This is a genomic window from Paenibacillus amylolyticus (assembly GCF_050990605.1).
GTDB classification, from domain to species: Bacteria; Bacillota; Bacilli; order Paenibacillales; family Paenibacillaceae; genus Paenibacillus; species Paenibacillus amylolyticus_H.
Genome location: NZ_CP158832.1, coordinates 2775812 through 2789774 on the forward strand (window position 1 = coordinate 2775812; position 13963 = coordinate 2789774).

A 13963-nucleotide genomic window follows, 5' to 3' on the forward strand; every position below is an offset into this window, starting at 1 on the left:
TACTCCACACTCTGTCCATCAGATTAAAAAAGAATCCCTCATTCGTTTCTTAACCGAAATGAATGGGGGATTCCTCATGCAATGAAACGCCGGAGTCTACCCTCAATTCAGACATCAGTCTTATACAGCGGCATCAAAACCATAAAATCCGTTCCCAAACCTACCTGACTTCGTACCGTAATTTTCCCACCATATGACTCCACAATCGAGCGGGTAATAGCTAAACCCAGACCGGCGCCCCCTTGTTTGCGAGAACGAGAACTGCTTGTGCGGTAAAATCGCTCAAAGATATGGGGCAGATGTGCAGGTTCAATGCCTGCGCCGTTATCCTTCACCGATAATTCAGCCTGATAGTGCGTGGCATACAACGTTATGGAGATGGCTCCATGCTCGGGATCGGTGTGCTGCACCGCATTATGGAACAGATTCAGCACAACCTGCTTCAGCTTGTAGGGGTCAGCCAGTACATATACTTCAGCCGTCAGATCGAGATGAACGGATCTTTGCTGAGCCATCATGGCAAGTTGTGGTTGCATTTCGAGCAGCAGATTGTCAAGCTGAATGACCTCCCGCTCCTGCTGTGGAGCCTGATCCAGTTTGGTTAATAACAGTAAATCTTCAACGAGCTTGTTAATTCGTACAGATTCGCCGTGCATGCTGTCCAGCGCTTTATACAATTGATCTTGATTGGTCGCTGCACCCCGTTGTAGAACTTCAATGAAGCCGTGAATGGAGGTGAGCGGAGTACGAAGCTCATGGGAAGCATCAGACAAGAAACGCTGCATCTGCTCTTTCGATTCCCGCTCCGCTTCAAACGAGTTCTCCAGCCTTTCAAGCATACCATTAAATGAAACTGCGAGCTGATCCACTTCCTCTTGTCCCTGAACGACGGGAAGGCGCTCTGCGAGGCTGCCTGCATCGATCTGCTGTACTTTATTCACCATATTGGACAAGGGAACCAGGGTCCGGCGTAATACCTTGGTGTATAGAATAAGCCCGGCTACCATGGCTAACAGTGATAACATGATGAAGATAAGAAGCTGTTTAATAATCAAATCTCTCAGTGGCTTCGTAGCCGTGCCCATCTGCACCATTGGTAAGCCGCGATTGCGAGGACCCGGTGAGGCGAATACAATCAATTGCTCATTCCCTTGGCTATCTGTGACGACCCGGTAGGGAATATGCTTTTGTTCTTTTAACTCATCTGTAATGTCTTGATATTCAATGGCTGATAGGTGAGGGGCTTTCAGACCGTCTTCTCCAAAAACATCCTCGAACGTACCTTGGTTATCAAACAGGGCCAGAGAACGGTCCGGAATAAACAGCACCCGATTGCCAGACCCGTTTCCTGCCTGTCCACCAAAAGGATTGTTGGAAGAGCCACTACGTGACTGGATTCCGAGCCAAACCGGGGGCATGGACATGAGCTGTTCTTCCATGGTTTTTGCCTGATTTCGGTAGAGGAAGCTTTCCATGATCCAGAATTGCAGGATACCGATTAACAATAGTAACCCCGCCAGCACGAACAGAGAACGTGAGAGCAATTGAGTACGCAATGAACGAGGCCAAATCCATTGGCGAAGACGTCCTAAACGAAGTTTATTTTTCTTAGGCAGCGAGTTCATCAGAGATCCACCCTGTAACCGACACCCCGAAGCGTTCGAATGAGTTTATGCTCTTTATCCCCGAGTTTGTCGCGCAAGGAGCGAACATACACCTCTACAATATTTTCTTCTCCGCCAAAATCATACCCCCACACCCGGCTTAGAATGGTCGCTTTGCTAAGTACAATCCCATGATTTAGCACGATAAATTTTAACAGTTCGTATTCGGTTGGAGATAGCTCCAGGACCTGATTCTGATAGGTGATTTCTTTGCGCTGATCATCAATTCGGAAGGGACCGTGGGTGACGGCTCCTATTAATAAAGGAAATTGATTACGCAGTCTGGCCTGAATTCGGGCGAGCAGCTCGTCGAAGGCAAAGGGCTTGATCATATAATCGTCAGCACCCAGCCAAAGGCCCTTAACCCGATTCTCGACCTCATCCTTCGCTGTCAGCATAATCACGCCAACCTGGGCTCCGGTCTTGCGCAGACGTTCGACCACTTCGAATCCATCCATCTCTGGCATCATGACATCCAGAATAGCCATATGTGGCTTGAATTCAAGCGCCACCTCAAGTGCAGCTGCTCCATCGGGGGCGGTACGCACATCGAAGCCTTCATTGCTTAATCCCAGCTCCAGAAATTGTAAAATATGCGGTTCATCATCAGCCAAAAGTATTTTAATTCCGCTGCTAAGCTTCATAATGTGCGGTCTCTCCTTACTTGATTCATCTAGATTTCTCCCTCACTTCGGAGGGACGGTATGTAGTATTATCGCTTGCAAAACTGAAATTTAGCTGAAAAGAATGTGAATTATCCTCAGACAACATTCAGCGGGCACTCATCCCAGCTTTATTTTGGCATGTCACAATATTAGACATGAAGAACGAATAAGGAGTGAATAACATTGAATAACACCAATAGAAGGATGGATCTTGTCCTTCTGCCGATTGTATTACTGGCGGCAATTCTGAATGGGTACGGCATTTGGAACGATCATTATGCCAATTCCTACTATACGACTGCTGTTGGAAGTATGCTTAGTAACTTCCATAACTTTTTCTATGCTTCACTCGACTCGGCAGGCTCGGTCACTGTAGATAAACCACCGGTTGTCTTCTGGATTCAGACGGCCTTTGCCTATGTCTTCGGATTGCACGGATGGAGCGTAATTTTGCCGCAGGTATTAGCGGGAATCGGTTCGGTGCTCCTGATTTATTTTATGGTAAAACCTACATATGGTCCTGCAGCAGCCCGAATCTCGGCACTTGCGATGGCGACTGTGCCTGTCGTGGCGGCAGTCAGCCGGACCAACAATATTGACAGCATGCTGGTGTTTACACTACTGCTGGGTTCATGGTTTTTGTTCAGAGGCAGCAAACAAGGCAGTGCTTGGCGCATTCTGGTTGCCTTTGGGTTAATCGGCTTAGCTTTTAATATGAAAATGCTTCAAGCCTACATGATTCTCCCGGCTTTTTATTTGTTCTATTTGCTCGCATTTCAGGCGAAATGGAGAAGGAAGATCATCCTGATGATCGGCAGCACAGCCATTCTTGCGGTGGTTTCAGTATCCTGGGCGGTCACTGTGGATTCCATTCCCGAAGACGAGCGGCCTTATATCGGAAGCAGTGAAACGAATTCGGTCATGGAATTGGCATTTGGATACAACGGCCTGGCACGGCTAACCGGTCAACAAAATACTTCAGGTAACGCCGGTATGCCAAATGGGATGGGACAGGGGAATAATCGTGGCAATCGAGGAAACTTGTCTTCAGGCCCTAATCAGACAGGCAGTGGTGTTCCTGGCGCTGGGCATGATGTCAATGCACTGGATAACGATAATCCAAATGCTTCAAACGGCACAAACGCCATGGGCGGCATGAATGGGCCCAATGGTAATTTCCCGAACGGACAGATGCCGAATGATATGGAAATGCCAAACGGAAGAAATTTTGGCGGTAATGGTGGCGGAGGCATGGGGGGAATGTTTGGTACGGGAGAGAAAGGTCCTCTGCGTCTGTTTCAGACTGAACTGTCGGGTCAAGCAAGTTGGCTATTTCCAGTTGTGCTGCTTGGGTGCATTGCCATATTTGCAGGGTTAAGACGGAGAAATATAACCAACAAGCACAAGGAGGCTTTATTCTGGTTGGCCTGGCTGCTTCCGGTTGCTGCCTTTTTCAGTGTGGCAGGTTTCTTCCATCAGTATTATCTGATCATGCTTGCACCTCCAATTGCAGCGTTGACTGGCGCCGGATTTGTAGCGATGTGGCAGTCATATCGTGATCGCAATGGCTGGCAGGCATGGTTGCTTCCGGTGTCCGTGCTGCTGACGACTCTGTTCGGCTGGTATATCATGCAGGTGTATAACGATACGATCGGTGCAGGCTGGTCCATTAGTGAATTAATCGCAGGCATTCTGATCACGGTCATCCTGGTCGTTATGCTTCACCGCACACACCGATGGAAACAGGGCTTCATTATCGCGGGATTCGTGGTCATGCTGATCGGTCCGGTCTACTGGGCATTCACCCCGATTACTTATGGTGGTAACAGCATGATTCCGGCAGCAGGACCTACAGGTTCCAATAGCATGTTTGGTGGAGCCGGAATGGGCATGCCGATGGATAACGGTGCGGGAGACACAGAAATGCCGACGACGGGTGGCCGTGGCGGAATGGGTAACCGTAACGAAGAAGTGGATACAACCACACTGAATTATCTGAAAGAGCACAATACAGGCGAAACGTATCTCTTTGCCACTACGGACTATAATCAGGCAGCACCCTATATCATCGATGAGAGAGCAGCTGTGATTACGCTTGGAGGTTTCTCCGGCTCAGATCCAGTGTACACAACAGAGGAACTGGAACAGCTCGTCAAGAGCGGACAAGTGAAATACTTCATGGTTGGTGGCATGGGTGGCCGCGGAGGAAACTCGGAAATTAGCGATTGGATCAAAGAGCACGGAACCGAGATCCCAATGTCAGAATGGAAGACAGGCACCGACAGCGGATCTATGGATAACGGAGACGCCGGAAACAATGCTGGCTTTGGATTCGGCGGACAGACCACCTTGTATGAAGTGAAATTGTAGCTATATAAATTGAACTTGTCATTTACACGATAACGGAGAGGACAGAAAAAACCTGAAAAAGCGAAGCGTTCGCCTACAAACTTTCTGCAAGAAAGCTACATCGGTAGCATACGCTATCACCGGATTTTCCCTTTATAAAGGGAATCAAAAAAATCTGGGATAACAGCGATTGGAAGGTTGTTCTGTCATCGAAGTGTGCAGTGTAAATATTCTCTAGTTCAATTTATATAGAGTGAAAATCTCAAACAAGTCCATTGGAAAAGGGAGGGGACAAACATGGCTCACGCGTATCGATACAGCATTATTATTCCCATGTATAACGAGGAAGCGGTGATCGAGGAGACTTATCGGCGTCTGAAAAAGGTCATGGGCAGCACAGGAGAGAGCTATGAACTGTTGTTTGTCAATGATGGCAGCGTGGATCGAAGCGCACAGATGATCCGTGATTACGCCCGTTGGGATGAGAGTGTGAAACTGATTGATTTTGCCCGTAACTTCGGACATCAGATTGCGATAACAGCGGGTATGGATTATGCAGTGGGGGATGCGGTCGTTATTATTGATGCGGATCTGCAGGACCCTCCCGAACTGATACCGGATATGATTGCCAAATGGAAAGAGGGTTATGAAGTCGTGTATGCCCGCCGCACCAGACGAAGTGGGGAAACTCGCTTCAAGAAATGGTCGGCCAGTCTGTTCTATCGTCTACTTCGTGCCTCAACGGATACGGATATCCCGGTAGATACCGGAGATTTTCGCCTGATTGACCGCAAAGTATGTGATGAGATGAAACGTCTTCCGGAAAAAAATCGGTTCGTGCGCGGATTGGTCAGTTGGATCGGATTTCGTCAGACTGCTATTGAATATGAACGTGATGAACGTCTGGCAGGCGAAACAAAATATCCGCTGAAGCGCATGCTGAAGCTAAGTCTGGATGGCATTACGTCATTTTCGTATAAACCACTCAAGCTTGCAGGTTATGTAGGTGCGATCCTGTCGCTAGGCGGATTCATCTATATGTTAACGGTTATTGGTTCAGCCATCTTTACAGATTCAACGATTAAAGGATGGCCATCCATTGTGAGTATTATGCTGATGTTTAACGGGTTCATCCTGATCATGCTGGGCATTTTGGGCGAGTACGTTGGTCGAATCTATGATGAGACGAAGGCGCGTCCGCTATATATTGTGAGAGATGTGGTTCAAGCCGAGGGCCAGCAAGCGCAATCCCGATTGACAGCCCGAGTTGCTCATCATGACTAAGCGTCTGGTGACACTCTTCAAGTTCGGTATTGTGGGTGTTGCGAATACGGCAGTGGATGCGGTGGTATTTGCTATACTCGCTGTGGTCGGTGTGCCGGTTCTAATAGCGCAAGTAATCTCGTACAGCTGCGGCGTTACGAACAGTTATTGGCTGAATGGCAGGTGGACTTTTCGAGATGCGGTAGGAGGGGGTGGCGATAGAGCGAAACTTATTCGTTTTCTAATCACCAATTTCATGGTTCTCGCGGTATCGGCCCTCATTCTGATGACTTTGCACGATATGCTGGGTTGGAGTCTCATGGTGAGTAAGATCCTGGCGACCTTGATGGGGATGGTTCTGAACTATATGGCCAGCAGATATTGGGTGTTTCGAATGGCAACTTAGCTCACGCAGCGTGCAATATGGGTTATATGAAGTAAAGGAAAGGATTGTATGATGAAATGCGAATTCAAAAAGCAGTTATTCCGGCAGCGGGTCTCGGAACCCGTTTCCTGCCAGCAACCAAAGCACAGCCTAAAGAGATGTTACCAATCGTGGATAAACCGGCTATCCAGTATATTGTTGAAGAAGCAGTGCAGTCAGGCATTGAGAATATCCTCATTGTGACCGGACGCAACAAAAAATCCATAGAGGATCATTTTGATAAATCAGTTGAACTTGAACATTCTTTATACGCCAAGGGCAAACAGTCTTTGTTGGAAGAGGTGCAAGCGATCAGCGAGATGACCAATATTCATTTTATTCGTCAAAAAGAACCGCTGGGTCTGGGGCATGCCATTGGGTGTGCACGGCAGTTTGTAGGGGATGATCCCTTCGCAGTACTGCTCGGCGATGACATTATGGTGTCTGATCCGCCAGCACTTGCACAGATGGTTCATCTCTATGAAAAGACAGGCAACCAGATCATCGGTGTCCGTCAAGTAGACGCGGCAAATTTGAGCAAATATGGCATTATTGATTCGGATGGTGCAGAGGACCGGGTTCATCGAGTCACCAATCTGGTCGAAAAACCTTCCCTTGCAGAAGCACCATCCCGAACAGCTGTAATGGGACGATACATTCTGAAACCATCCATATTTCCCATTCTGGATCAGATCGAAAGAGGAGCTGGAGGGGAATATCAGTTAACGGATGCCTTGAAAGAAGTGAGTCAAGTGGAGGAACTGTTGGCCCTTGAACTGGAGGGACTCCGCTACGATATTGGTGATCAATTCGGATATATTCAGGCGATCTTGGAGATCGGACTAATGCGCAAGGAATTAGAGCCCATGCTGATACCCTATCTTCAGAAGCTTACTACCCAATGGGCATAGGCATTGTCATGTACCAGAGGTAACGCTACAATGAGCAAGAAGTTCAAGTTGCTCTTTGAGGAGTGAGGAATCATGAATGAGTCTGTCATCAATGACCTTATTAAGTATATGGACGCAGAGGACAACGCTGCCATTCAGTACGTTCAGACCGAGCATCGGATGAAACTGGGACTCTTTTGGGGGATACAGGAAGGCAGCCGTATTCTGGAAATCGGGTGTGGTCAGGGAGATACAACAGCTGTGCTTGCACACCTGGTGGGGGAGCATGGGTACGTTCATGGTGTAGATATTGCACCGAAGGATTATGGTTCACCGCTGACCGTAGGTGAAGCGGCAGCCAAGCTGCGGAGATCTCCGCTGGGTGATCGAATTCGAATGGATTATGATTTTGACATTTTAAGTGATCAAGCCCAATTCTCCGAGAATGAGTTTGATGTGATTGTGCTATCCCATTGTTCTTGGTACTTGAAATCGTTTGATGAACTCGCCCAGATTCTTAGCAAGGTTAGGATATGGGGACATCAGCTATGTTTTGCCGAATGGGATGCACAAGTAACAGATGTGAGCCAGCTCTCACACTGGTTATCCGTTCTGATTCAGTCCCAGGTCGAATGTTACAAGGAGAACAGCTTCTCCAATGTGCGCACGCTCTTTACACCGGAGGATATTCAAGAACTTGTCTCTGCGGCAGGCTGGACGATAAAGGAAGAGGCTTCAATCCATTCTCCTGAGCTGCAGGACGGTCGCTGGGAAACTGAAATGACACTGGCAGAAGCGCCTGTGGAATTAAAACTGCTTCCGATCCCGGACAAAGTAAAGACACTTCTTCTTTCCGAACTGAAATTACTTAGGACACATCATGCCTCGGGGCTTGGAAGTCCACTAGGAACGTATGCGTTTATTGCCAACAAACAGTAAGGAAATAGCGTATAAATTTCAATATCCAAAAAAAATGTGTTTACTTCATCACGGTAATTTTGATATTATAATCGCAATATCAAATGCGACGAAGAGACGAGTAGATAAAAATCATTCTTTCAAAGAGAGCTCCGGCAGCTGAAAAGGAGTAAAGAATCTTTTATTGAATAAAGACTCAGAGCAGCACATCGGAACTTAGCATTAAGGGATGGTGTGACAGGAGCTCCTGTTACAGAGCTAGAGTATGAATGGTCTACAGCTTGCAAAATGGTTGTAAACCTTTACTTGAAGAGGCGGATATGGTGACATATTGGCGAATCTGGGTGGTACCACGAGAGTTCAATCTCGTCCCTGAGACTATTGTCTTGGGGATGGGATTTTTTGGTTTTTCCGGGGCAGTGACTACACGCTTTGGAAACGCCTGAATAGTGTTTAATAAGAGGGAATTCACACCGAAAGGAAATGATGATTGAATGTCAGCAAAATTGAAAGTTGGTATCGTCGGAGGAACGGGAATGGTAGGTCAGCGTTTCGTGGACCTGCTCGATCAACATCCATGGTTTGAAGTAACAGCTATTTCTGCAAGCGCCAATTCGGCAGGTAAAACATATGAAGAATCCGTACAAGGCAGATGGAAACTCGCAGTTCCTATTCCGGAAGCTGTGAAGAAAATCGTTGTTCAGGATGCTTCCCAGGTCGAAGCATTTGCCAGTCAGGTTGATTTTATTTTCTGCGCGGTTGATATGAAAAAAAATGAGATTCAAGCGCTCGAAGAGGCTTATGCCAAAACAGGCACACCTGTCGTGTCCAACAACTCGGCTCACCGCTGGACGGCAGATGTACCTATGGTAATCCCTGAGATTAACCCGGGACATCTGGATGTGATTGAAGCTCAACGCAACCGTCTGGGTACGAAAACCGGATTCATTGCCGTAAAACCAAACTGTTCCATTCAGAGCTATGTGCCAGCACTGCACGCTTTGCGTGAGTTCAACCCGACTCAGGTCGTCGCTTCCACGTATCAAGCAATCTCGGGAGCAGGTAAAAACTTTACGGACTGGCCAGATATGCTCGATAATGTCATTCCATACATCGGTGGCGAAGAAGAGAAGAGTGAGCAGGAACCACTGCGGATCTGGGGTAGCGTTGAAAACAATCAGATCGTCAAAGCTTCTGCTCCATTAATTACAACACAGTGTATTCGTGTTCCGGTAACGGATGGACATCTGGCGACCGTGTTTGTAAACTTCGAGAAAAAACCAAGCAAAGACGAAATTCTGGAGCGTTGGTTGCAGTTCAAAGGTCGCCCACAGGAATTGGCTCTGCCAAGTGCACCAAAACAATTCATTACGTATTTTGAAGAAGAGAACAGACCACAGACAAAATTGGATCGTGACATCGAACGCGGAATGGGTGTATCCACAGGCCGACTTCGCGAAGATTCACTCTATGATTACAAATTCGTTGGATTGTCCCACAATACGCTCCGCGGAGCGGCAGGTGGTGCGGTTCTGATCGCAGAACTGCTCAAAGCTGAAGGGTATATTCAACCGAAATAAGTTAAAAGATTTATGAGCAGCAACAGATTTCTGAAAAGAAGAATGAGATGAAAACCATCACTTGTTGATGGTTTTTTCTATTTTCGGCGTTTTAGGATTAAGATACGATGCCCGTTTGCTGTTTCATAGCAGCTGCCGGGCATTGACCCGAAGCTTCGGTTTCAGGTAGGATGCGACTTTTTAACCGAGAAGCTGGACAACTATCTTCTTCGTTGCGTTTGGTCTCCCAATTAATAGGATTGGTCATATCCGGGATACGTTGCTCCAAAATGGCCTGATATTGACGTGCTTTCTCTTCCAAATGAGCAACACGATTCTTGGCTTCTTCAAGCTGAATCAGCGCTGCTCCCTTGTACTCCATCATAAGTGCGAATCGCTGTGCAACGGTTGAATCCCCTTCAAGACAGAGATCGACGTACGTTTTAATGTTCTCAATCGGTAAGCCAGTCTGTTTGAGGCATTTGACGCCATGTAGCCAGTTGATGCATTCCTCATCAAACAAACGAATGTTATTTTTATTGCGTTGAATGCTTGGAACCAAACCTTTATCCGTGTAATATCGTACCGCGTGCTCTGTGAGTCCCGTAAGCTGGGCAGCATCCTGAACCGTATACATATGTAATCCTCCTTGTAAAAAATATTGGAGACCGCTTGACTTCGTGTAACACGAAGGAGCTAGGGTTATTGTAACGCAAGTCGGACGGAAGTGGAATAACTGCTTTTTTGCTGAATTTCAGCAATACGCGAAGACTTGCGATTCACAATTGAACCTTAGGAGGCGTTAATATGCGAACTGTAACTTTAAATAATGGAGTGGAAATGCCGATCATCGGCTTTGGTGTGTATCAAGTTCCCGATGCTGATGAATGCGAGAACACGGTATATGAAGCATTGAAGGCAGGTTACCGCTTAATTGATACGGCCGCCGGATACCTGAACGAAGAAGCGGTTGGACGCGCGATCAAGCGCAGTGGTATTCCTCGGGAAGAACTGTTTATCACGACCAAGCTATGGATTCAGGACGCTGGATATGAAAGTGCCAAGCGGGCGTTTGCCAAATCGTTAAGTAAGCTGCAGCTCGATTATCTGGATATGTACCTCATTCACATGCCCTTTGGTGATTACTATGGCGCATGGCGTGCTATGGAAGAACTGTACCGCGAGGGCAAGATCAAGGCAATTGGCGTCAGCAACTTCCTGCCAGACCGTCTGATGGACCTTATTGTTCATAACGAAATTGTGCCTGCCATTAATCAGATCGAAACACATCCTTTTCAACAACAGGTCGACAGTGCTGCTTTCATGAAAGAACAGGGCATACAACACCAGTCATGGTCACCCTTCGCTGAAGGTCGCAATAATCTATTCAGTAACGAAGTGCTGGCCTCCATTGCGGGTAAACATAACAAATCCATCGCCCAGGTTGTACTGCGCTGGCTTGTGCAGCGGGACGTCGTTGTTATTCCCAAATCGGTACGCAAAGAGCGGCTTATCGAGAACTTTGATATTTTCGATTTTGTACTGAGTTCGGAAGAGATCGCAACCATTTCCACGCTGGATACCAAGGAAAGTCTATTCATGAAGATTGATGACCCGGAGGTTGCCAAAATGCTCGGTAATATGAAAGTGGATTTGTAAAACCAGAAACGAAGGACCAGGTTTACGAAACGCAGCAGCATTGTAGTAATAATAGTAATAATAGAGCAACACAATGCAAAACGCCGACAGTTATGTCGGCGTTTGTTACATTCCGGTATGTTGTTAGGCCGCGGATGTCTTATCCGACTTTTGCAGAAGCTGCGAGCGACGACCGAGCAGGTAACCTGTCAGGGAAGCAAGCATCTGTTGGAATACCATGCCAAGCACGACAGGTACGGCAACAGGTGGCGGGAAATACGATACAGCGAGTACTGCGCCAGCGCTGATATTACGCATGCCTCCATTGAACACCAAAGCTACCTGATCGGCCTCATTCCAGCCCAACAATCGAGCAATGAAGTAACTTAGTGCATAACCGAAGGATGCCAGAAAAATAATGATGACCGCAAGTCCAGCGAGCTTCCAGTTAAAATCAGCCAAGTATGGCGCAACGACGGATCCGTTAATCGCGACCACAGATGCCATGAACAATTTGGATAATGGATTCAATCTTGGTCCCCAGACCGGGACAATGGCGCCTTTAGTCCACTCATTCAGCAGCATACCGAGCAGGGATGGCACAACAATCATCCAGAACAGACTGTTCATCATGGCTACTGTGTCCAGTGTAACACTGGTGCCGATTAACAGGGATAACACCCCCGGCACTACGAAAGGAGCAAGCACGGTATCAATCAGGATGATGGATAGCGTAAGTGCGATATTTCCCCGATAGATACTGACCCAGATGAAGCTACTTATTCCTGTCGGAATCACGGCTGCCAGAACAAGGCCCGTTATGGTGTAAGCATCTGTAGGGAAAACCAGATGACCCATACCGAGAGCAATTAGAGGCATCGCCAAATGCAAAATAAACAGACATACAAACAAGGGAAACGGCTTCTTCAGCACGTTTACAAAATCCCGTATCCCAAGACTGATACTTCCAGCGAACGTCATGAACGCAAAGAGCCAAGGGGATAAAAAGGTATAAGAAGAAAGAAAACTCCCGCATAACACGCCAATAATAATGCTGATTGGGGTAATCAGTGGCATGATGCGGTTCAAGCGTTGATTCAGGGCTTGAAGCATAATCATGACATCCCTTTACCGTGTGATTTTACTATTATACATGTTAATCAGGCTGGCTGCAGACCCATTTGCAATGAAGCAGTCGGAACAGGTATCATGGACTTGGAACAAGGATTCCGAATAGGAGAAGGGGTGATGATCATGTTTATAAGAATAAGAAAGCACACATTAATGATGACAGGCCTTATCGCATCAAGTATTCTTTTGATTTCGGCCTGTTCTGTCGTGGAACAAGCGAATCAAAGTTTAAATTATGTGACTGGGGCTACTGATTATATAGAACAGGTATCGAACGCCGGCGCTGATCTGCAAGAGCTCGCATCGGGTGCGGTGAACAATCCGGAGATAACCACTCAGATTCAGGAGAAAATCGATCTGATTCAAGCAGAAGCAAGTGAATTTTCTCAGTTGACTGCTCCTGCAATAGGAGAGAGCATTCATGAGAATCTGGTCAGTTATAATACGCAATTAACAGAAGTCGTGGACAATTTCGAGAACACAATTGCAGAGCAAGGTTTTACGGCAGAAAATTGGGAGAAGACAGGCATTCCTGAACTGATCAACAACATCAACAACCTGAGAGATCCGCTTAGCGGACTTCAGGGTGAATAAGTTTAGAACTGCACCTAAATATATTTTACTAAAGGAGAACTGAGTCATGACGGAGCACAATGGAAAAGTAATCATTATTACAGGTGGAGCTAGTGGTATTGGTAAAGAGACAGCACTTCAACTTTCGGATCAAGGTGCGACTATTGTTATCGCTGATTATAATGAAGACGGAGCGAAGAAGCTTGCGGCAGAGATTGAAGCAGCAGGCGGAACAGCGGGCGCGTACAAAGTGGACGTATCCAAAGGGGACGAGATCAAAGCCCTGATCGACTGGACCGTAGAGCAATATGGTACGTTAAGCGGTATTTTCAATAACGCAGGCATTGGACTTGTCAAGCCATTTTTGGAGATGGACCCGGAATCCTATCATAGAGTCATTGATGTAGATCAGCACAGTGTATACTACGGTATGTATTATAGCGCGAAAAAAATGGTTGAATTGAATGTACAAGGTACCATTGTAAATACAGCTTCGATCTATGGAAGTGTTGCTGCAGTAGGCAGCTTTAACTACAATGCAGCCAAGGCTGCTGTTGTTATGATGTCCAAATCCGGTGCATTGGAACTTGCTGAGCATGGAATTCGTGTGGTTGGTGTAGCCCCTGGTTTTATCGAAACACCGATTCTGGGTGATGACAAAGTCATGAAGGATGCACTAGCTACTCAACATATGCGTGGAGAGCTCATTCAACCAGAAAAGGTAGCCAGTGTGGTTACATTTCTGTTCAGTGATGCAGCAAGTGCAGTGAACGGGACAACCGTAGCTGTAGATGATGGATTCCTCAGCTTCAAAACCAAATAAAATAAAGTAAGTAACCCTTTTAAGATGAAGGGAACTCATCTCAAAAAACAGAAAAAAACGGTGCAG

13 protein-coding genes and 1 other annotated feature are annotated in these 13963 nt (G+C 46.9%); of the genes, 9 read left to right on the top strand and 4 right to left on the bottom strand.

Annotated elements, in window-relative coordinates:
- Positions 1-107 precede the first annotated feature (107 nt).
- Entirely contained in the window at positions 108-1625 is a 1518-nt protein-coding gene (locus tag ABTV53_RS12700) for a sensor histidine kinase (protein WP_433753356.1), read from the bottom strand.
- Entirely contained in the window at positions 1625-2308 is a 684-nt protein-coding gene (locus tag ABTV53_RS12705; RefSeq protein WP_433753358.1) for a response regulator transcription factor, read from the bottom strand. Before ABTV53_RS12705 ends, ABTV53_RS12700 begins: the two co-directional genes overlap by 1 nt.
- A gap of 225 nt (positions 2309-2533) precedes the next feature.
- On the opposite strand from ABTV53_RS12705, the gene ABTV53_RS12710 reads away from it, so the two are divergent.
- From ABTV53_RS12710 to asd, 6 genes are all read left to right on the top strand, one after another.
- The gene (locus ABTV53_RS12710; RefSeq protein WP_433754176.1) at positions 2534-4699 is read left to right on the top strand and encodes a glycosyltransferase family 39 protein; all 2166 of its coding nucleotides are present in this window, start codon (positions 2534-2536) and stop codon (positions 4697-4699) included.
- 276 nt (positions 4700-4975) lie between these two features.
- Positions 4976-5962: a glycosyltransferase family 2 protein gene (locus ABTV53_RS12715; RefSeq protein WP_433753360.1), complete on the top strand. Its 987-nt coding sequence runs from the start codon at positions 4976-4978 to the stop codon at positions 5960-5962.
- The gene (locus ABTV53_RS12720) at positions 5955-6347 is read left to right on the top strand and encodes a GtrA family protein (protein WP_433753362.1); all 393 of its coding nucleotides are present in this window, start codon (positions 5955-5957) and stop codon (positions 6345-6347) included. The genes ABTV53_RS12715 and ABTV53_RS12720 overlap by 8 nt, the downstream gene beginning before the upstream one ends.
- 56 nt (positions 6348-6403) lie before the next feature.
- Positions 6404-7276, top strand: a complete 873-nt coding sequence (gene galU, locus ABTV53_RS12725) for a UTP--glucose-1-phosphate uridylyltransferase GalU (protein ID WP_433753364.1) — start codon at positions 6404-6406, stop codon at positions 7274-7276.
- Positions 7277-7348: 72 nt separating this feature from the next.
- On the top strand, positions 7349-8194 hold the full coding sequence (locus ABTV53_RS12730) for a class I SAM-dependent methyltransferase (RefSeq protein WP_433753366.1): 846 nt from the start codon (positions 7349-7351) through the stop codon (positions 8192-8194).
- Positions 8195-8273: 79 nt separating this feature from the next.
- Positions 8274-8550 (top strand) — a binding site (T-box leader).
- A 117-nt stretch (positions 8551-8667) separates the two neighbouring features.
- Positions 8668-9753 (top strand): aspartate-semialdehyde dehydrogenase, encoded by a 1086-nt coding sequence (asd, locus tag ABTV53_RS12735; protein WP_433753368.1) that lies wholly within the window; start codon positions 8668-8670, stop codon positions 9751-9753.
- Between the two features lie 97 nt (positions 9754-9850).
- On the opposite strand, the gene ABTV53_RS12740 is transcribed toward asd, so the two are convergent.
- Positions 9851-10369 carry a MerR family transcriptional regulator gene (locus ABTV53_RS12740; RefSeq protein ID WP_433753370.1) on the bottom strand — a complete coding sequence of 173 codons (519 nt, stop codon included), beginning with the start codon at positions 10367-10369 and terminating at the stop codon, positions 9851-9853.
- A gap of 170 nt (positions 10370-10539) precedes the next feature.
- On the opposite strand from ABTV53_RS12740, the gene ABTV53_RS12745 reads away from it, so the two are divergent.
- Entirely contained in the window at positions 10540-11391 is an 852-nt protein-coding gene (locus ABTV53_RS12745) for an aldo/keto reductase (RefSeq protein ID WP_433753372.1), read from the top strand.
- Between the two features lie 123 nt (positions 11392-11514).
- On the opposite strand, the gene ABTV53_RS12750 is transcribed toward ABTV53_RS12745, so the two are convergent.
- A complete protein-coding gene (locus ABTV53_RS12750) occupies positions 11515-12483 on the bottom strand; it encodes a bile acid:sodium symporter family protein (RefSeq protein WP_433753374.1) in 969 nt (322 codons plus the stop codon).
- A 141-nt stretch (positions 12484-12624) separates the two neighbouring features.
- Here ABTV53_RS12750 and ABTV53_RS12755 point away from each other — a divergent pair, with 141 nt between their 5' ends.
- A complete protein-coding gene (locus ABTV53_RS12755) occupies positions 12625-13095 on the top strand; it encodes a DUF6376 family protein (protein WP_433753375.1) in 471 nt (156 codons plus the stop codon).
- Between the two features lie 46 nt (positions 13096-13141).
- Positions 13142-13897, top strand: coding sequence for an SDR family NAD(P)-dependent oxidoreductase (locus tag ABTV53_RS12760; protein ID WP_433753377.1), 756 nt, complete (start codon positions 13142-13144; stop codon positions 13895-13897).
- Positions 13898-13963 lie beyond the last annotated feature (66 nt).